This is a genomic window from Bradyrhizobium dasycarpum (assembly GCF_042019905.1).
Lineage (GTDB): Bacteria > Pseudomonadota > Alphaproteobacteria > Rhizobiales > Xanthobacteraceae > Bradyrhizobium > Bradyrhizobium japonicum_B.
This window is the reverse complement of sequence record NZ_CP169574.1, coordinates 4,848,270-4,865,862: the sequence shown is the minus strand read 5'-3', so window position 1 is coordinate 4,865,862 and position 17,593 is coordinate 4,848,270. Positions and strand designations below refer to the sequence as shown.

The window sequence follows — 17,593 nt, the reverse complement described above, 5'->3', positions numbered from 1 at the left end:
CTTCGCTACGATCGAGCGGAGCTGGCTTGCCGAGCCGAAGCTGGCGAAGCCAGCGAAGGCTGGTGGAGCCAGGCGGGATCGAACCGCCGACCTCGTCATTGCGAACGACGCGCTCTCCCAGCTGAGCTATGGCCCCTTTGCTGGCCGCTCTGGTCAACGCGGCCGACAACCGGGCGCCATTTAAGTCCCCGCCAAGGTCAAGTCAAGGACGGGTGTCACCCGGTTTTAGCCATTCGGGGCGTGACTCCCTTGTTTGGGCGGGGGGGAACCGATATCTAGCAAAGGCGTCAATCCGACCGCCGGCCGAATCTTCAAAAGCCAGAGTCCTGAAAAATCATGCGTGCCGTTCTCGACATCGTTATCATCGTGCTCGACCTCTACGTCTGGCTGCTGATCGCCTCCGCGATCCTGTCCTGGCTGATCGCCTTCAACGTCGTGAACACGCGCAACCAGTTCGTGTCGGCGGTGGCGGAGTTCCTGTACCGGATCACCGAGCCGGTGCTGGCGCCGATTCGCAATCTCCTGCCCAGTCTCGGCGGCCTCGACATCTCGCCGATCATCCTGATCCTGATCATCATGTTCATCGAGCGGGTGATCCTGTACTACATCTACCCCAACGTGGTCTGAGCGGGCTGGAGCGCCTTGGTTGCCCGAGACGCCGGCAAGGAGCCTTGGCGCTACGCGGTCGCAGGGATCAGCATCGCATTGCGGGTGACGCCGCGCGGCGGCCGCGACGACATCGACGGGATCGAGCAGCTGGCCGATGGCCGCAGCGTGCTCAAGGTGCGGGTGCGCGCCATCGCCGATGGCGGCGAGGCCAACAAGGCCGTCCTGGTCCTGCTGGCGAAATCGCTCGGCGTTCCCAAGGCCAGCGTGAGGCTGCTGTCCGGTGCGACCTCGCGGCTGAAGCAGATCGCGGTCGACGGCGATCCGGCACGGCTCGGCGAAGCCCTGCGCCAGCTCGTCGCGGCCAAATCGAAAGACTGAGGGAACTGACATGACGGCCAAGATCATCGATGGAAAAGCCATTGCCGCAGAGCTTCGGGCCCGCGTCGCCGACGAGGTCGCCAGGGTCAGGCGCGAGCACAATCTGGTGCCGGGCCTTGCGGTGGTTCTGGTCGGCAACGACCCCGCCAGCGAGGTCTATGTCCGCTCCAAGCACACCCAGACCCAAGCCGCCGGCATGGCCTCCTTCGAGCACAAGCTGCCGGCCGACGTTTCGCAAGCAGACCTCCTGGCGCTGGTCGAAAAGCTGAACCGCGATCCCGCCGTGCACGGCATCCTGGTGCAGCTGCCGCTGCCGAAGGGCCTGAACACGGAAGCCGTCATCAACGCCATCGATCCCGCCAAGGACGTCGACGGCCTGCATCCGAACAATGCCGGCCGGCTCGCCGGCGGCTTCCAGGCGCTGTCGCCGTGCACGCCGCTCGGCTGCATCATCCTGACCAAGAGCGTGCACGCTTCGCTGGAAGGCATGAATGCGATCGTCATCGGCCGCTCCAATCTGGTCGGCCGTCCGCTGGTGCAATTGCTGCTGAACGAGAACGCCACGGTGACGATCGCGCATTCGCGCTCGCGCGACCTGCCCGGGCTGGTGAAGCAAGCCGATCTCGTCTATGCCGCGGTCGGCAGGCCCGAGATGGTGCGCGGCGAATGGCTGAAGCCGGGCGCGACCGTGATCGATGTCGGCATCAATCGCATCCCGAAGGAGGACGGCAAGACGCGCCTCGTCGGCGATGTCGCCTATCAGGACGCGCTCGGGGTTGCCGGCGCCATCACGCCGGTGCCGGGCGGCGTCGGTCAGATGACCGTGGCGTGCCTGCTGGTGAATACGCTGCGCGCTGCCTGCGCGATCGCGGGGCTGCCGAAGCCTGCGGTGTGAGTTTTCATGCCCCGGACGCAGCGCAGCGCTTCTTTGGCGGTGCGCAGCTGAGCCGGGGTCCAGTGGCGGCGTGGGTCCCGGCTCTGCAACGCGTCACTTCGTGCCGCATCGCGTCCGGGACACGGTTGCCTCAGCCCTTCTTCTTTTTCTTCTCGCGGTCCATGCCTTCGAGGATCAGCTTGTGCGCGTCCTCCGGGCCGCCCCAGCGCAGGATCTTCACCCATTTGCCCTTCTCGAGATCCTTGTAGTGCTCGAAGAAGTGCTGGATCTGCTGCAGCGTGATGTCGGGCAGGTCGGAGTACGACTTCACCTTGTCGTAGCGCTGCGTGAGCTTTGATGACGGCACCGCCAGAATCTTCTCGTCGCCGCCGGCTTCGTCCTCCATGAACAGCACGCCAACCGGGCGCACGCTCATGACGGCGCCGGGAATGATGGCGCGGGTGTTGACGATCAGGACGTCGCAGGGGTCGCCGTCATCCGACAGGGTGTGCGGGATGAAACCGTAATTGCCGGGGTAACGCATCGGCGTGTAAAGGAAGCGGTCGACCACCAGCGTGCCGGCCTCCTTGTCCATCTCGTACTTGATCGGTTCGCCGCCCACGGGGACTTCGATGAGGACGTTGACTTCGTGCGGTACGTTTTTCCCGATCGAGATCGCATCGATACGCATTCAAGGCTCCGTTGTTGCCGAGGTAAAATCGCGCCCGGCAGCCGATTTTGGCGCTGTCATACGCGGGCTTGGCCCGCTGATCCATCGCGTTTTTGTGAAATAATGAATCCGGAAATCACCGGCGCATAGGCAACGGTATCGACGGACGGGAAACGCTGCCGTTTCTGCTTTCAGCAGCTCAATTGGTCCAAGTCTAATTGGTCCAAGCGAAGGCAACCTTGTCGAGCGCCTTCGGCCCGAAACGCTCCGACGAGCGCGCCACCATACGGCCCCCGAGCGCCCGGTAAAACTCGGTTGCGGGGTCGTTGTCCGAGAGCGCCCACACCACCATGCTCTTCAGCCCGCTCTGCATCAGGTCGCGGCGGGCGGCGGCGAACAGGCGACGGCCGAAGCCGAGGCCCTGGAATTCCGGGCGCAGATAAAGCTCGTAGATCTCGCCGTCGAAATGCAGGCTGCGGGCGCGGTTGCGACCGTAATTGGCATAGCCCGCGATCTTGTCGCCGAACACCAGCACGCTGACGCGGCTGCCCTTGCGGATCGCACTATCCCACCATTGCGGCCCGCGGCGATTGATCAGCTTCTCCAGCTCGGCGCCGGGAATGATGCCCTGATAGGCGGAGCGCCAGGCTTCGTCATGCGTGGACGCCACCGCAGTTGCATCTGCAGCTTTGGCCGGCCGGACCTCGATCAGGGTTGTGCTCATGGATACGATCAAACCAAGTCGCCGCCTCGGCGGCAAGTCCTATCGTTAATTATCGGTTAACGTGTGGACTTTGTGCATCAGTCTCTTAACCCTGTTGTGCCGAAAAAAAGACAAGACGCCGACTCAAATGGCCTCGGCATGCCCTGCATCGGTGCAAAACTCGTTGTGCGGCAATGAATGAACGACAATGGCAGCGCAAAAAGTCCGCCCAGAGTGTTTCGTTCCAACTAGTGTGGCGGTCGCTTCTCGTGTCGCCCTCGGCCATTCATGCGGCTCCTCAAAATCATCGCGCTCCTGCCTCTGCTGGCCTTGCTGGCCGCGCCGCCTCTGTGCGCCCAGGTCACGTCCGGCCCGTCGGGTGCAGAGGGCGAGCCGCTTCGCCGACAGAAATGGCTTGTGCCGTCGCTGGATACCGGCATCGCCGCCCATGCCGTGCTGTTTCGCCCCGCCGGCGCAGGTCCGTTCCGGCTTGCGGTCATCGCGCACGCTTCGACGCAGAATGGCTTGCGTCGGGCGCAAATGCCGCAGCCGGAATACCGCCCGCTTGCCACCTATCTCGTCGCGCGCGGTTATGCCGTGCTGGTGCCGGAGCGGCTCGGCCATGGCGCGACCGGCGGCCGCTATGTCGAGGATCAGGGCGGATGTGACGAGGCCGACTATGCGCGTTCGGGCCGTGCAACGGCCGAGCAGATCCGGCTCGCGCTGGACCATTTGCGAAAGCAGGATTTCATTCGCAAGGAGGCCGCGATCGTGATCGGCCATTCCGCCGGCGGCTGGGGTGCGCTGGCGCTCGCCGATGCCGACCCGAAGACGATCGCCGCCATCGCGGTGTTTGCGCCGGGGCGCGGTGGCCATGCCAATGACGAGCCGAACCGGATCTGCGCGCCAGCCACCCTGCTTGCCGCTGCCGCGGAGTTCGGCAGAGGCGCGCGTATCCCCGTCACATGGCTCGTTGCGGCCAATGACAGCTACTTCTCGCCGGCATTGTCGAAGAGCCTGGCCGAGGCGTTTCGCGGCGGTGGCGGCAAGGTGGACTTCCGCACCTTGCCGGCGCTCGGCAGCGAGGGGCATTGGATGATCGAGAGCGAAGCCGGGGTCAAAGCCGCAAGCGGCGATCTCGCGCGTGCGCTGAACCCGGACAGGCCAAAGGCGACCAAGAAGCCATGACGCCGTATGTCCTGGTCAAGTTTCTGCATGTGCTCGGCGCCATCGTCATTCTCGGCACCGGCACCGGCATCGCCTTCTTCATGCTGATGGCGCATCGCACGAACGATGTGGCCTTCATCGCGCGCACGGCCTCGGTGGTGGTGATCGCGGATGCGATCTTCACGCTGTCGGCGGTGCTGCTCCAACCGGTGACGGGCGGCCTATTGATGATGCTCTCGGCGACGCCGATCACGGAGCATTGGCTGCTCGCCTCGCTCGCACTTTACGCCGTCGCCGGCCTGTTCTGGGTTCCCGTCGTCTTTATGCAGATCGAGATGCGCGATCTCGCGCGCAAAGCGACCGATCAGCGCAGCGCGCTGCCGCAGCGCTACTTCATTCTGTTCCGCCGCTGGTTCGCGTTCGGCGTTCCCGGTTTCGGTGCGACCATGCTGATCCTCTGGCTGATGATCGCAAAACCGTCTTGAGGGACGTGATGAGTGAGCGGACCATTCTGGTGCTCGGCGCCTCCGGCCTGATCGGCCGCTTCGTCACCGACGACCTCCGCGCGCGGGGATTCCGCGTCGTCGGCGTGGCGCGCAGCCTGTCGCCGTCGCAAAGAACGAGCGCGTTGGACATCGAGCTGCCGATCCTCTCGCTGGATGCAGCCGCGCTGGCGCGGCTCCTGCGCGAGCATGCCGTCGATGTCGTCGTAAATTGCCTCGGCGTGCTGCAGGACGGGCCAGGCAGCGATACGGGCGCCGTGCATCGCGATTTCGTCACGCGGCTCCTTGCCGCGATCGGCGACAGCGGCTGCGCCATCCGGCTGGTGCATATCTCAATTCCGGGAGCGGCGGAGGCCGACCGCACCGCGTTTGCGACGACCAAACGCGAGGCCGAGCGCCTGATCGCGGCGTCCGGCATTCCCCATGCCGTCCTGCGCCCCGGTTTCGTCGTTGCACCGTCAGCCTACGGCGGCAGCGCCTTGCTCCGCGCGCTCGCGGCCTTCCCGTTGGATCTTCCGGGCAAGGAGATGGCAACACCGTTCCAGCCTGTCGGCGTGGAGGAAATCTGGGCCACCATCGCCTGGCTGGCCGCGCGGGACATCGACGATGCGTCCGTGAACGCGGTGAGCTGGGATCTGATGCAGGCAGAGCCGGTCACGATGGCCGGCGTCATCGAGCAATTTCGCCGCGCGTTCGGCACGTCCAGCTGGCCGCGCATCGCGATGCCGGCGATTCTGCTCGATCTCGGCGCGAGGATCGGCGATCTCGCCAGCTGCCTCGGCTGGATGCCGCCGATGCGCTCCACCGCCATCGCCGAACTGCGCCGGGGCGTGCGAGGTGATCCCTCAGCCTGGATTGCCGCCACCGGCATCACGCCGAAGGCGCTTGCCGAGATGATCGGCCGTCATCCCGCCACCATCCAGGACAAATGGTTCGCGCGCCTGTTCCTGATCAAAGCCCTGATTCTTGCGAGCCTGGTCGCGTTCTGGCTCGTCTCCGGCTTCATCGCGCTGTTCGTGTCCTATCGGGCCGCCGCCGGCATCCTGACCGCGCACGATTTTCCGCCGGCGCTGGTCGATCCCATCACTGTCGGAACCAGCCTGATGGACATGAGCATCGGCGTGCTGATCGCCTTCCGCCGCACCGCGGCCACGGGCCTCGTTGCGGGCATCGTCGCTTCGCTCGGCTATATGGTCGGCGCGGCGATCCTGACGCCCGACCTCTGGATCGAGCCGCTCGGCGCGCTGGTCAAGACCGGTCCAGCGATCGTGCTGATGCTGGTCGGTCTCCTGATGCTGGATAATCGCTGATGCCCCTATGGCCCGACGACGACGTGATCCTGTTCGACGGCGTCTGCATCTTCTGCTCGCGCTGGGTCCGTTTCGTGGCCACGCGCGACATCCCGAAGCGGTTTCGTTTCACGCCGATCCAGTCGGACTATGGCGCACGTTTGGCGCGCACATTCGGCATCGACCCCGCTGATCCCGACACCAACGCGGTCGTCCACGGCGGCGAAGTGTTCATGAAGTCCGACGCCGCACTGACGGTGCTGTCGCAGCTTCCCAGCTGGCGCTGGGCGCGGGCGCTTTTCGCGGTGCCGAAGCCGCTGCGCGACGTCGTCTACAGCCTCGTCGCGCGCAACCGCTACCGCATCTTCGGCAAGTACGATGCGTGCTTCGTCCCTGATGCTGACTTGCGGGCGCGCGTGATCGAGTAGCCACGTCATTGCGAGGAACTCTTGCGACGAAGCAATCCGGATTGCCTCCGCGGGAAGTTTCTGGATTGCCTCGCTGCGCTCGCAATGACGGAGTCTGCGACTAAAGCGCCCCAATCGCAGCCAGCACTTCCCCCGCCGCGCGTTCCCCGCTGTCCCGCGCGCCATGTGCCGTCGTGAAGAAGGTCGGCGACGTCGCCTCGCCGGCAAAGAACAGCCGCCCGTCCACCGGCGCGGCCAGCACGGCACGATCGCCGGCATGGCCGGGCAGCGCGTGCGAATACGATCCCCGCGCGAACGGATCATGCGCCCAGCGCGACGCGTAGAGCGGCTTCAGCTTGCGCCGGATATCGTTGCCGAGGAAGCAAGCGATCTCGTTGATGGCTTGCGCGGCGATGGCACCTTCGCCGGAATCCTCCAGCTCGCGCGCGAAGCTGCCGCCGAAGAAGCCTTCGATGCAGGGCTGGCCGAACGGGCGGATGTGGTAGGTGCCCATCTCGGTGCGCATGGTGGCGCCGCGCAGATTGGCTTCCTTCGGAAAGGCTTCGGCGTCCTCGAGCGCCAGCGTCACCTTGTCGTCGACGCCGAGCGGCAGGCCGGCTGCTGCCTCGATCTTGGACGGCAGCGACGGTGAAAAGCGCAACGTCTGATCGGCGATCAGGTTGGTCGGCACGGTGACAATCGCCTTGTCCGCGGTCAGCGTGCCCTGCGATGTCTCGATGCGGATGCGCTTGCTGGAATGATCGATCAGCGTGACACTGCAATTCAGGGCCACGGGGCAGGGCGCGCCATAGGCCGAGACAAGCGCGCCATAGCCGCGGCGGACGCGCCAGTTCAGGTCCGTGTCCTCATAGGCGTCCCAGTCGAGCGTGGACATGTCCTTCAGCTCGCAGCCGTTGATATAGGTCGAGAGCGCGTCGATCATGGGATTCCAGCGATTGCCCGCTTCGAGGCTCAGGCTCGCGGGCTCGTCCTGGCCCTTTTGCGCGGCTTGCCAGAGGCGCTCGTAGAACGCGTCCATCGCGCGCATGAAATCGTCGCGCTCGCCTGGCGGAAACGCATTGCCATAGGCGCGCTCGCGCCAGGGCGGCAGGTCCTTGTTGAGCTCGAAGCCAAGCTGCCTTGCGATCGCGACGAAGGAGTTCTTGTCGGCGGAGTGCAGCCAGCCGCAGCCGACGTCGAAAGTGACCTCGGGCGAGGCCTGCACCGTCCAAGCCCGGCCGCCGAGCCTGTCACGCGCCTCCAGCACGATCGCCGAGAGGCCGGAGCCCGCCAGCGCATGCGCCGCGCCGAGGCCGGCGGCACCGGCACCGATGATCGCGACGTCGACGGAGGAGGGGAGGCACATGAGTGGGATCTAGCACGTCTGTTGGACGCGCTGAAGCCGGGCAAACATGCAGCTCTCGTGTCCCGGACGCGCTGCAGCACGCTTGCGCTGCTGCGCAGGGGACCTACAGCGATGGGCGGGTGGTGAGAATGTCTGGGCCCCGGCTCTGCAGCGCACCGCGAAGTGCGCGCTGCGCTGCGTCCGGGGCACGAGAAGCAGTGGCCTTACGCCACCGCTTCCTTGGCCTTTTCCGCGCGCTTGCGCTCGTTCGGGTCGAGGTGCTTCTTGCGCAGGCGGATCGACTTCGGGGTGACCTCGACGAGCTCGTCGTCCTCGATATAGGCGAGCGCCTTCTCCAGCGTCATGCGGATCGGCGGGGTCAGGCGCACGGCCTCGTCCTTCGAGGTCGTGCGGATGTTGGTGAGCTGCTTGCCCTTGAGCACGTTGATCTCGAGATCGTTGTCGCGGGTGTGCTCGCCGACGATCATGCCCTTGTAGACCTTCCAGCCCGGCTCGATCATCATCGGGCCGCGATCTTCCAGCTTGAACATGGCGTAAGCCACCGCTTCGCCCTGGTCGTTGGAGATCAGCACGCCGTTGCGGCGGCCCTGGATCTCGCCCTTGTACGGCGCGTAGCCGTGGAACAGGCGGTTCATGATCGCGGTGCCGCGGGTGTCGGTGAGCAATTCGCCCTGGTAGCCGATCAGGCCGCGGGTCGGCGCGTAGAACACCAGGCGCTGACGGTTGCCGCCCGACGGCTTCATCTCGATCAGCTCGGACTTGCGCTCGCTCATCTTCTGCACGACGACGCCGGAATGCTCCTCGTCAACGTCGATCACGACCTCCTCGATGGGCTCCAGGGTGGCGCCGGTAGCCTCGTCCTTCTGGAACACGACGCGCGGCCGCGACACCGAGAGCTCGAAGCCCTCGCGGCGCATGGTCTCGATCAGGATCGCGAGCTGCAATTCGCCGCGGCCCGAGACTTCCATCGCGTCCTTGTCGGCGGCTTCAACCACGCGCAGCGCGACATTGCCTTCGGCCTCGCGCAGCAGGCGGTCGCGGATCATGCGGCTCGTCACCTTGTCGCCTTCGGTGCCGGCGAGCGGGGAGTTGTTGACGATGAAGGACATCGACACGGTCGGCGGGTCGATCGGCTGCGCCGGCAGCGGCACCTCGACGGTCGGATCGCAGAAAGTGTCGGCGACGGTGCCCTTGGTCAGGCCGGCAATGGCGACGATGTCGCCGGCTTCGGCTTCATCGAGCGGCGTACGCTCGAGGCCCCGGAAAGCCAGGATCTTGGTGATGCGTCCGGACTCGACCAGCTTGCCGTCGGCGTTCAGCACCTTGACCTGCTGGTTCGGCTTGAGCACGCCGGAGGAGATGCGGCCGGTGATGATGCGGCCGAGATAGGGATTGGCTTCCAGGATGGTGCCGATCATCCTGAACGGACCTTCCTCGACCTTGGGCGGCGCGACGTGGCGCAGGATCAGGTCGAACAGCGGCTCCATGCCCTTGTCCTTCGGACCCTCCGGGCTGTCGGCCATCCAGCCCTGCTTGGCCGACCCGTAGAGGATCGGGAAGTCGAGCTGCTCCTCGCTGGCATCGAGCGCCGCGAACAGGTCGAACACCTCGTTGATGACTTCCGTCGGGCGCGCGTCGGGGCGATCGACCTTGTTGATGACGACGATCGGCTTCAGGCCGACCTTGAGCGCCTTGGAGACCACGAACTTGGTCTGCGGCAGCGGGCCTTCGGCGGCGTCGACCAGCACCAGGGCGCCGTCCACCATGTTGAGGATGCGCTCGACCTCGCCGCCGAAATCGGCGTGGCCGGGGGTATCGACGATGTTGATGCGGGTGTCCTTCCACTGCACCGAGGCGGCCTTGGCCAGGATGGTGATGCCGCGCTCGCGCTCCAGGTCGTTGGAATCCATGGCGCGATCCGTCACCTTCTGGTTCTCGCGGAACGTGCCGGACTGCTGGAGGAGTTTGTCGACCAGGGTCGTCTTGCCGTGGTCGACGTGGGCGATGATGGCAACGTTACGAAGATTCATGAGTGAGCTTCTTTGCGGTCGAACAATGGGTTAAGCGCGATCTCGCCGGTCAGACCGGGACCTCTTCTCGAAACAACGCTGGAAGACTGGAAACGGGGCGCTTTCCGCCCAAAAGGGAAGCCCGGCCATCATGACCGGGCGCCCTGCGCGTTGCGGCGCAATATATGCAAAAACCGCCAAAAAACAATGCGTTCTTTGGGCCTTGGATGACTGAATTTTGCCCGGGAATCTCCGGGGCTTAGCGACCGTTGCGGGCCGACGGGGCCTTTCGCCCCATGATGGCCGCCCAGATCAGGACGACGCCCCCGATGCCGATGACCAGCCCCAAGAACACCAGCGAGGCCATGTCGGAAGGGATCCGGCCACCGTCGATCACCGACATTCCGCCGAACAGGAGCGCGCACAGCCCCGGCAACAGCATGAAGATCCCGGCGATCGCCATCAACGCGGTCAGGCAGCCGGAGCGCTTTTCCTTCGGGGCAGGAGGCGGCCCCGAAGGAGCCGGCGGCGGTGGGTCGCTGATGCTCATGCCTGCATGACTCCTTCACTTGCCTGCGCGACCAGCGCCGCGCGGATGCCGTCGATCTTTCCGTTGCGGTAGAACAGATTGTAGGTGTCGAACGGAATGATCGCGCCCTGCTCCGTCACGAAATGGATGCAGCTGCGCTTGACGTTGCCGACGCAGAAATTGAAGCGATCGAGAAACTGCACGATGGTGACGCGGAAGACGTTCTCGTAGGAGAGCCCTTCCGGCACCTGAAAGCTCGGCAGGCAGCACAGCAATTCGCAGACCCGTTCGGACGTGTTGAGCGGACCCGACGACAGCGAGAACAGATCGACGAATTTTTCCCGCAGCATCGGATATTTTTCCGGGCTGATGGTGTTGGGCATCACTGCGATCAGCTGCTCCTGCGGGATCAGCGAGGTCAGCGGCAGCACCTTCTCGCCGTTGCGCAGGCCGTAGCCGATCGAGATGCTCTCGGGATTGCAGGGCAGCGGGATCATGTCCTTGTCGCCGAACACGCCGGTCTCGATCACGCGCTTGCGGATCTCCGACAGCATGATGCGGTCGGTCTTGCCATCGAAATTGTCGTTGCGGCCGGCGTCCTGCACCGGCTGCAGCGTGACGCCGCGCACGCATTTCCAGGTGAGCGCGTGGCGGACGATGTCGCCGATCTCGGCATCGTTGACGCCGCGCTTGATGGTCGCGACCAGCGTGGTCGACACGCCGCAATGCTCGAGATTTTCCAGCGCCTGCTGCCGGATCCTGCGCAAATCCGCGCCGCGCAGATCGACCAGCGCGTCGCGCTGCAGCGAATCGAACTGGAGATAGACCTCCAGTCCGCGCTTGTTCTCGGCCAGCCGCGCCACGAAATCCTTTTCGCGCGCGATGCGCAGACCGTTAGTGTTGATCATGACGTGGCGGATCGGACGGGCGCGCACCGCGTCCAGGATATCGAAGAAATCCGGATGCAGCGTCGGCTCGCCGCCGGAGATCTGCACGAGATCGGGCTCGCCCTCGCTTGCGACCAGCGCGTCCAGCATCTTCTCGACGGTTGCGAGCGGGGTGAATTTGGTTCGTGCCGGCGAGGATTCCGCGAAGCAGACCGGGCAGGTCAGGTTGCAGTGCTCGGTGATCTCGATCAGCGCCAGGCAGGAATGCTGCTCGTGGTCGGAACAGAGGCCGCAATCGTAGGGACAGCCGAATTCGGTGCGCTGCTGGAATTGCAGCGGCCGGTCGCCGGGCTTGATGAAATCCTTGCACAAGCGCCAATAGGCGGCGTCGGTGGACACCAGCGTGGACTGGACGCCGTGCTCCCTGCAGCGCTTTTCGTACCAGACCTCGTTGTCCAGGATCTGGATCTTGGCCGGCACCAGCTTCAGGCAGGTTTCGCAGAGAGATTGGGTCTGGCCCCAGAAAATATAGGGACGCGACTTGCGCAGCGGCGCGTTCATGCAAGTAACTCATTTTGCAAGCGTCTCGCTTTGGGCGCCGTCGCCAACATGACGCCAGCGTAGAGCAGGATGGACAGCGACAGCAGGTGAAACAGGGTGAAGGGGCCGATCAGCGTGCCGTAGGGCTTGAGGAATTCCCACAGGAAGCGCTGCGCTCCATAATAGGCGAGCGCCAGGTAGAAACCATTGGTGATCGTGAACGCGTTCCGGTTCAAGACCGCCAGCACATAGACGAGCGCGAACACGGCCATGGCCGCACTCTCGTAGAGCTGGACGGGATGGCGCAGAACGCCGTCGCCGAAATCATGGCCGAAAGGCAACGTGGTCGGGGTGCCATAGGTGAAGTCGTCGAGGCCTGCGAAATAGCAGCCGAGCCGGCCGATCGCGATGCCGACGGCCAGCGGCAGCGCAAACCGCGCGCCGGTGCGCAAGGTGATGCCGGCGGTCCATTTGTAGAGCTCGATCGCCACGATGCCGCCGGCCAGCGCGCCCTCGACCGAGCGCGCGATGCCGCTCTGACCCGACAGCCACAGATTGGCGGAGCCGAACAGATAGGCGCCGAGGCCCGCGCCGAACACCAGCGCGGCGATGTAGGGCAGCGCCAAGGATTGCGCCGGAAACCGCAAACCCCGTCGCGCCAGCCCGTAGGCGGCCGCGGCCGCCCCCAGCCACGCCAAGACGTCGAAGATGGTGTGAAGCAAAGCCCCGCTCATGCCGGGGATACTATAGCATGGCAGACGTTGAGAAGCGCGCGGCACATATCTGTGCCCTCTCCCCTTGTGGGAGAGGGCAGCTCCGCTATTTGCCGCACGCTCATTGGGGTGAGGGGTATCTCTCCGCGAACTCAACCACCGTGGGACTCGCGGATAGAACCCCTCATCCGGCGCCATAGCCGAAGCTTTGCTTCGGCGTTCCTAGGAACGGCGGCCGGAGGCCGCCTATGCCACCTTCTCCCACAAGGGGAGAAGGACGAAAGCAAGAACCGCTTATCCTGCCTCCCGCTCCTCGGTCGGGTAGACGCCGCGCAGCACCTCTTCGAAGTGCATTTTCACCGCGTCGTTGCAGAGGCAGGCGCGAAGCCTGAGACCGTCGCGGCTGCGAACCAGGATCGATCCGCGCCGCGTGTCGAGAATCCGTTCTGCCTTGAACGATTGAAGCACGCGGCTGGCATAGGAGCGGCCAACGCCGAGCAGCGTCGCGAGCTGCTCGTGGGTCAGCGGCACGCTGCTCTCGTCGCCGGTCCGCTCCATCGCCGCCAGAATCCATTTGGCGGTCCGCTGCTCGATCGAATGGATCGCGTTGCAGGCGGTCGACTGGAAGATCTGCGCCAGCAAGCAATCGGCGTAGCGGGCAAAGATGTTGCGCAGCGAGGCCGAGCGCAGCTTGGCCGCTTCCAGCTTGGCGACATGAACGCGCGCGAACGGCCCGCCGAATTTCACGCAGATCCGGGTATAGGCCGGCAGGTAGCCCTCGCTGACGATACCGCCCACCGCGCCTTCGCGGCCGACCAGGATGGTTTCGACGTCGCGGCCGTCCTCGTTCGGAACGAGAAAGGTCGCGAGCGACGGTCCGCAGGGGAAGTGGACGACCTGGACGTCATCGCCGGGATTGTAGAGCAGCTCGCTTGCCGCGCAGTCCTCGACGGAGACGTGAGGTGCGAGCAGAGCGTAGTCGGCTTGGCTCAAACGCCGCAGCAGATTGTTGGCCGGCCGGCTCTCGACCTCGGTCGTCTTGTTGATGCGCGCATCCATCGTGAACCCCCTTCTCCTCCCGATCCTAGCGAGTTCCGTACCGTTCCTGCGTGCACAAGTGGACAGACTGAAGAACGGCAATGTGGTGGGTTTCGTTCCGGGAACCCTCCGATGCGCTCCGCGCAGGCATCGTGTCGCGGCAGTCCTGTCCAAAACCCCCGACCCCAAGATCTGATCATGGCACCCGTAGTTCCCGATGGCACAGGCTGGCCGGCCGACGTCCTGATTGTCGAAGACGACCCCATCATCGCGATCGATTTCGAGGATCGCCTGCTTGGATTTGGCGTCGCCGTTGTGCGGACCGTCGGGTCGGTGGCCCAGGCGCTGGGCGCCATTGTCGAGCGTGCGCCCGACTTCGCGCTGCTCGATGTCGAGCTGATCCGGGAGACCAGCTTTGCGGTCGCCGAACGGCTTCTCGCCCTGAAGATCCCGTTCGTGTTCGTCACCGGCTATGGCGCCGAGGCGCGCATTCCGCCAGAATTCTCCGGTCATCCACGGTTGCAGAAGCCCTGTTCGAGCGACGCGCTGGAGGCGGCGCTGAAGCTCCGCGCAACCGATTAGAACCCGTCTTCAGGGCTCCAGTCGTCAGCTCTGCTTCGGATCGAGCGTGGTCGACCACAGCGCGACATCGGCACGGTCGCGCAACGTCACCGTCAACTGGCCGGAGGCGCCGTCGATCTTGACGTGACCGAAGAACTGCATGCCGGCTGAGGGCGGCAGGTTCTGGCTGTCCTTGCCCGGCGCCTTGATGAAGCGCACCTCGGGTCCAAAGGTGTTGTCGAGCGCGTTCGGACCGAAGGTGCCGGCATGCAGCGGCCCCGACACGAATTCCCAGAACGGCTCGAAATCCTGGAATTGCGCCTTGTTCGGATCGTAATAATGCGCAGCGGCGTAGTGCACGTCGGCGGTCAGCCACACAACGTTGCTGATCGGCGCGATCTTGATGAAGCGCAGGATGTCGGCGATCTCGAACTCGCGGCCGCGCACCGGACCGTCGCCTTGCGCGATCGCTTCCGAGCCGCCCTTCGCGGTGTCCGATACGATCAGGCTCAGCGGCATGTCGGATGCGATTACCTTCCATGTCGCGCGCGAATTGAGCAGGCCGCGCTTCAGCCAGGCGATCTGGTCCGGGCCGAGGAAATAGCTGGCGGGCCCGTAAGCGGTTTCGAGATTGGGGCCGTTCGCGCCGCGATAGCTGCGCTCGTCGAGCATGAACACGTCGAGATGCGGGCCGTAGGAGATCTGCCGATAGACCCGGCCAGGCTCATTGATGCTTTCGCGCAGCGGATATATCTCGTGGAAGGCGCGCGCCCCGCGCGCGGCGAGCAGCGCGATGTCGCGCTCTTTGTAGGCCGTCGGCAGCTCTTTCGAGAGTGACCAATTGTTGGTCACTTCGTGATCGTCCCACTGCACGAAGATCGGCACCTCGGCATTGAAGGCACGCAGATTGTCGTCGGTGAGGTTGTATTTGTGCGCGGCGCGATACTCGTCCAGCGTCTCGGCGACCTTGGCCTTCTCGGGGATGGTGACGTTCTTCCAGATCTTGCCGTCGGCGAGCTTCACCTCGGATGCAATCGGGCCGTCGGCGTAGATGGTGTCGCCGGAATGCAGGAAGAAGTCCGGCCGGTGCTTGCGCATCGCCGAGAAGGTGAACATGCCGCCGTCGTCGGGGTTGATGCCCCAGCCCTGGCCGGCGACGTCGCCGCCCCAGACGAAGCTGACCTCGCGGCGGTCGGCCGGCGCGGTGCGGAAGCGCCCGACGACCGCTTCGCCCTCGACCGCGCTGTGCGCGAGATCGCGGAAGCGGACGCGGTAAAAGATGTCCTGACCGCCCGGCAGGTTCTCGATCAGCATCTTTGCGGTGAAGTCGCTCTCGGGGAGCGCCGCGATCGGCGGCAGTGCGCGGGCATTCCTGAACGTGTCAGTCGTCGCCACCTCGACCAGCATCTGCGCCGGCCGGTCGGTGCGCGCCCACACCACGCCGCCATCGACCGTGACGTCGCCCGACTGCACGCCGTGGTGACCAGCGGCCGGTCGGCCGCGCGCGACAGGTAAGGCATCGCGATGGTGCCGAGCGCACCCGCGCCGGTGGCGAGGAAGCGGCGACGGGAGAATTTGATATTCATGGCTGGCTCGCTCATCTCTCGCTGTCATTCCGGAGCGCGCGAAGCGCGAATCCGGAATCTCGAGATTCCCGGTGCGCAATTGCGCACCTGCGGTCTGGTCCTTCGGACCATCCCGGAATGACGGCAGCTATATTGAGGCAATGTGACGCGGCAATTACGCGTGCCGGAGCTCAGGCGTTGCCTGCGGCCCGGAACTGCGTGCCAGCGCGCTGCAGGTTCGGCGGCAGGCTGAACAGCACCGCCTTGCGGTCGGCGACGGCGGAGTGGAACTGATCCAGCGCGATGTTGAAGGCGGTGAGCGAGCCCTCCTCGATCGCGCCGTGATCGAAGCAACGCAGCGTGTCGCGCAGAATCTCATCGGCTTCGGCCTGCATCCGGTCGAGCTCTTCGGTCGTCTCGCATTTGCGCGCGGTCGCGATCATGTCGAGCAGTCGTTCGCGCAGATGGCTGTTGTTGTCGCGCTCATCCTTCTTCAGATAGCCGGCGAACCAGGCGCCGATCGAGCCCATGGCGGACAACGCCATCAGGCTCCACCAGATGTAATCGCTGTATTTGTCGAGGAAGGTCTTTTCCTCGCCGTCGACGAAGGCCGCGGCGCCGGGATGCACCGGAATGACTGCATCCTTGTCGGTATCGGGCGTTTCGATCTTCGCCGCGAGGGGGAATTCGGTCACCAATTGCTGGCGCACGGCGAACAGCTGGCGCGTGAACGCCGCGATGGTCGTTTCGGACACGCCTTTGCGCGCCACGATGTGGTGCGAGAAGCTGATGGTCTTGACCTCGTCCTCCGGGCGGGCGGGCGAGCCGCCATAGGTGCCGGCGGGGATCTCGGACGCTTCGTAGATCGGGTGGTTCTGCGCGATCGCATCCGCCGAATCGATCGCGATGAAGCTGGGCGCGCCGAAATCCTTGCTGGAGGCGGCGATCGCATCCGCCGTGATCTTGCTGTTGACGGGGCCCGCCGCAAGATAGACATCGGCCTTCTGAGCCTTGATCGCCTCGGCCACCTCGTTGGCGGGGAATTGCACGATCTCGACCTTGGCGGGATCGACGCCGTATTGCTGCAGGATCACCTTGAGCAGATTGACGTTGGCCTGGGTGCGGCCGACCACGCCGACGCGATGGCCGGCGAGTTGCGAGATCTTTGTGATCTTCGCGCCCCGCTTCTTGCCTTTGCCCGGGACGGACCACAGCACCACGACGTTCTTGCGCAGGGTCGCGACCGCTTGCGCGTTCTTGGGCACATCGAGGTCGCCGCGCACGATGGCGAGATCGGCCTTGCCTTCCGCGAGTGCATTGGCGCTGGCGGTGGCGCCATCGGTCTGGATCGGCCGCAGCCGCACCTGGCCCTTGCTCTGACTGAAGGCCTGCGTCAGCGTCTGCACGACCTTGACGTCATCGCTGTTGGCGGGGCCGACCGCGATCTTCAGCGTCACCGGCCGCATCGCGAAGTAATAGCCGCCGGCGAGCGCGCCCACGATCGCAAGCACGAATGCGAGAGACACCAAGGCCGTCTTCCGCGCCGCGGATCGCGGCGAAGGCGGAGGGGACGCTTCGGCCAGGTCCAATCCCCCGGTCATCGATCTCCCAAACAGGCGCTTGAGGCTCAGTTTCATCTTGGCCGGCGATTTAGGCCCGCAATTGTAGCAAATTTCTTGTCCGGCGGGGTTACATCTCCGTCATGGTTAGCGGATGGCGGAAATCCCCGTATGAACCCGGGCCGCACGCAAGGTGTTAGGGTAAAGTTCCCCTGAAGGACGGAGA

General features: G+C 64.9%; 17 protein-coding genes, 1 tRNA gene and 1 pseudogene. 8 read left to right on the top strand and 11 right to left on the bottom strand.

The annotated features are described in order from the left end of the window. Positions 1-60 precede the first annotated feature (60 nt). Positions 61-136: transfer RNA gene (locus tag ACETMP_RS23295), tRNA-Ala, on the bottom strand. 200 nt (positions 137-336) lie between these two features. On the opposite strand from ACETMP_RS23295, the gene ACETMP_RS23290 reads away from it, so the two are divergent. The 3 genes from ACETMP_RS23290 to folD are packed head-to-tail and all read left to right on the top strand — an operon-like array spanning position 337 to position 1,882. Beyond that, on the top strand, positions 337-627 hold the full coding sequence (locus ACETMP_RS23290) for a YggT family protein (protein ID WP_319339602.1): 291 nt from the start codon (positions 337-339) through the stop codon (positions 625-627). 15 nt (positions 628-642) lie between these two features. Continuing rightward, complete coding sequence (locus ACETMP_RS23285) at positions 643-987, top strand: DUF167 domain-containing protein (RefSeq protein ID WP_375158031.1); 345 nt, start codon at positions 643-645, stop codon at positions 985-987. A gap of 10 nt (positions 988-997) precedes the next feature. Beyond that, the gene (gene folD, locus ACETMP_RS23280; RefSeq protein ID WP_375158030.1) at positions 998-1,882 is read left to right on the top strand and encodes a bifunctional methylenetetrahydrofolate dehydrogenase/methenyltetrahydrofolate cyclohydrolase FolD; all 885 of its coding nucleotides are present in this window, start codon (positions 998-1,000) and stop codon (positions 1,880-1,882) included. 130 nt (positions 1,883-2,012) lie between these two features. Here the strand turns inward: folD and ppa are convergent, their stop codons facing one another. Both ppa and ACETMP_RS23270 read right to left on the bottom strand, forming a co-directional pair. Next, positions 2,013-2,552, bottom strand: coding sequence for an inorganic diphosphatase (gene ppa, locus ACETMP_RS23275; RefSeq protein WP_375158029.1), 540 nt, complete (start codon positions 2,550-2,552; stop codon positions 2,013-2,015). Between the two features lie 193 nt (positions 2,553-2,745). Next, entirely contained in the window at positions 2,746-3,255 is a 510-nt protein-coding gene (locus ACETMP_RS23270) for a GNAT family N-acetyltransferase (protein ID WP_024338772.1), read from the bottom strand. A 267-nt stretch (positions 3,256-3,522) separates the two neighbouring features. Between ACETMP_RS23270 and ACETMP_RS23265 the strand changes: the two genes are divergently transcribed. The 4 genes from ACETMP_RS23265 to ACETMP_RS23250 are packed head-to-tail and all read left to right on the top strand — an operon-like array spanning position 3,523 to position 6,621. Further along, complete coding sequence (locus ACETMP_RS23265; RefSeq protein ID WP_375158028.1) at positions 3,523-4,422, top strand: dienelactone hydrolase family protein; 900 nt, start codon at positions 3,523-3,525, stop codon at positions 4,420-4,422. Then, positions 4,419-4,886: a DUF2269 family protein gene (locus ACETMP_RS23260; RefSeq protein WP_375158027.1), complete on the top strand. Its 468-nt coding sequence runs from the start codon at positions 4,419-4,421 to the stop codon at positions 4,884-4,886. Before ACETMP_RS23265 ends, ACETMP_RS23260 begins: the two co-directional genes overlap by 4 nt. Positions 4,887-4,894: 8 nt before the next feature. Further along, complete coding sequence (locus ACETMP_RS23255; protein ID WP_375158026.1) at positions 4,895-6,214, top strand: SDR family oxidoreductase; 1,320 nt, start codon at positions 4,895-4,897, stop codon at positions 6,212-6,214. Continuing rightward, the gene (locus ACETMP_RS23250) at positions 6,214-6,621 is read left to right on the top strand and encodes a thiol-disulfide oxidoreductase DCC family protein (RefSeq protein WP_375158025.1); all 408 of its coding nucleotides are present in this window, start codon (positions 6,214-6,216) and stop codon (positions 6,619-6,621) included. Before ACETMP_RS23255 ends, ACETMP_RS23250 begins: the two co-directional genes overlap by 1 nt. Positions 6,622-6,721: 100 nt before the next feature. On the opposite strand, the gene ACETMP_RS23245 is transcribed toward ACETMP_RS23250, so the two are convergent. The 6 genes from ACETMP_RS23245 to ACETMP_RS23220 all read right to left on the bottom strand — a co-directional run bounded on the left by ACETMP_RS23245 (position 6,722) and on the right by ACETMP_RS23220 (position 13,703). Continuing rightward, positions 6,722-7,966 carry a flavin monoamine oxidase family protein gene (locus ACETMP_RS23245; RefSeq protein WP_375158024.1) on the bottom strand — a complete coding sequence of 415 codons (1,245 nt, stop codon included), beginning with the start codon at positions 7,964-7,966 and terminating at the stop codon, positions 6,722-6,724. Positions 7,967-8,169: 203 nt separating this feature from the next. Then, positions 8,170-9,996: a translational GTPase TypA gene (typA, locus tag ACETMP_RS23240; RefSeq protein WP_257197472.1), complete on the bottom strand. Its 1,827-nt coding sequence runs from the start codon at positions 9,994-9,996 to the stop codon at positions 8,170-8,172. Between the two features lie 238 nt (positions 9,997-10,234). Continuing rightward, positions 10,235-10,525 carry a hypothetical protein gene (locus tag ACETMP_RS23235; protein WP_375158023.1) on the bottom strand — a complete coding sequence of 97 codons (291 nt, stop codon included), beginning with the start codon at positions 10,523-10,525 and terminating at the stop codon, positions 10,235-10,237. Continuing rightward, positions 10,522-11,952 (bottom strand): radical SAM protein, encoded by a 1,431-nt coding sequence (locus tag ACETMP_RS23230; RefSeq protein ID WP_375158022.1) that lies wholly within the window; start codon positions 11,950-11,952, stop codon positions 10,522-10,524. The genes ACETMP_RS23235 and ACETMP_RS23230 overlap by 4 nt, the downstream gene beginning before the upstream one ends. Next, positions 11,949-12,665, bottom strand: a complete 717-nt coding sequence (locus ACETMP_RS23225) for a prolipoprotein diacylglyceryl transferase family protein (RefSeq protein ID WP_375158021.1) — start codon at positions 12,663-12,665, stop codon at positions 11,949-11,951. The genes ACETMP_RS23230 and ACETMP_RS23225 overlap by 4 nt, the downstream gene beginning before the upstream one ends. Positions 12,666-12,938: 273 nt before the next feature. Then, positions 12,939-13,703, bottom strand: coding sequence for a Crp/Fnr family transcriptional regulator (locus ACETMP_RS23220; RefSeq protein WP_375158020.1), 765 nt, complete (start codon positions 13,701-13,703; stop codon positions 12,939-12,941). Between the two features lie 177 nt (positions 13,704-13,880). Here ACETMP_RS23220 and ACETMP_RS23215 point away from each other — a divergent pair, with 177 nt between their 5' ends. Next, complete coding sequence (locus ACETMP_RS23215) at positions 13,881-14,264, top strand: response regulator (RefSeq protein ID WP_375161967.1); 384 nt, start codon at positions 13,881-13,883, stop codon at positions 14,262-14,264. A gap of 24 nt (positions 14,265-14,288) precedes the next feature. On the opposite strand, the pseudogene ACETMP_RS23210 reads toward ACETMP_RS23215, so the two are convergent. Next, positions 14,289-15,829: pseudogene (locus ACETMP_RS23210) on the bottom strand (alkaline phosphatase D family protein). Between the two features lie 170 nt (positions 15,830-15,999). Next, on the bottom strand, positions 16,000-17,445 hold the full coding sequence (locus ACETMP_RS23205; protein ID WP_375158019.1) for a TAXI family TRAP transporter solute-binding subunit: 1,446 nt from the start codon (positions 17,443-17,445) through the stop codon (positions 16,000-16,002). Positions 17,446-17,593: the final 148 nt, after the last annotated feature.

Coding starts and splice junctions, on each gene's coding strand:
- ACETMP_RS23260 (WP_375158027.1), top strand. CDS start 4,419: ATGACGCCGTATGTCCTGGTCAAGTTTCTGCATGTGCTCGGCGCCATC.
- ACETMP_RS23220 (WP_375158020.1), bottom strand. CDS start 13,703: ATGGATGCGCGCATCAACAAGACGACCGAGGTCGAGAGCCGGCCGGCC.
- ACETMP_RS23250 (WP_375158025.1), top strand. CDS start 6,214: ATGCCCCTATGGCCCGACGACGACGTGATCCTGTTCGACGGCGTCTGC.
- ACETMP_RS23215 (WP_375161967.1), top strand. CDS start 13,881: ATGGCACCCGTAGTTCCCGATGGCACAGGCTGGCCGGCCGACGTCCTG.
- ppa (WP_375158029.1), bottom strand. CDS start 2,552: ATGCGTATCGATGCGATCTCGATCGGGAAAAACGTACCGCACGAAGTC.
- ACETMP_RS23255 (WP_375158026.1), top strand. CDS start 4,895: ATGAGTGAGCGGACCATTCTGGTGCTCGGCGCCTCCGGCCTGATCGGC.
- ACETMP_RS23205 (WP_375158019.1), bottom strand. CDS start 17,445: ATGAAACTGAGCCTCAAGCGCCTGTTTGGGAGATCGATGACCGGGGGA.
- ACETMP_RS23245 (WP_375158024.1), bottom strand. CDS start 7,966: ATGTGCCTCCCCTCCTCCGTCGACGTCGCGATCATCGGTGCCGGTGCC.
- folD (WP_375158030.1), top strand. CDS start 998: ATGACGGCCAAGATCATCGATGGAAAAGCCATTGCCGCAGAGCTTCGG.
- ACETMP_RS23265 (WP_375158028.1), top strand. CDS start 3,523: ATGCGGCTCCTCAAAATCATCGCGCTCCTGCCTCTGCTGGCCTTGCTG.
- ACETMP_RS23235 (WP_375158023.1), bottom strand. CDS start 10,525: ATGAGCATCAGCGACCCACCGCCGCCGGCTCCTTCGGGGCCGCCTCCT.
- typA (WP_257197472.1), bottom strand. CDS start 9,996: ATGAATCTTCGTAACGTTGCCATCATCGCCCACGTCGACCACGGCAAG.
- ACETMP_RS23230 (WP_375158022.1), bottom strand. CDS start 11,952: ATGAACGCGCCGCTGCGCAAGTCGCGTCCCTATATTTTCTGGGGCCAG.
- ACETMP_RS23225 (WP_375158021.1), bottom strand. CDS start 12,665: ATGAGCGGGGCTTTGCTTCACACCATCTTCGACGTCTTGGCGTGGCTG.
- ACETMP_RS23270 (WP_024338772.1), bottom strand. CDS start 3,255: ATGAGCACAACCCTGATCGAGGTCCGGCCGGCCAAAGCTGCAGATGCA.
- ACETMP_RS23290 (WP_319339602.1), top strand. CDS start 337: ATGCGTGCCGTTCTCGACATCGTTATCATCGTGCTCGACCTCTACGTC.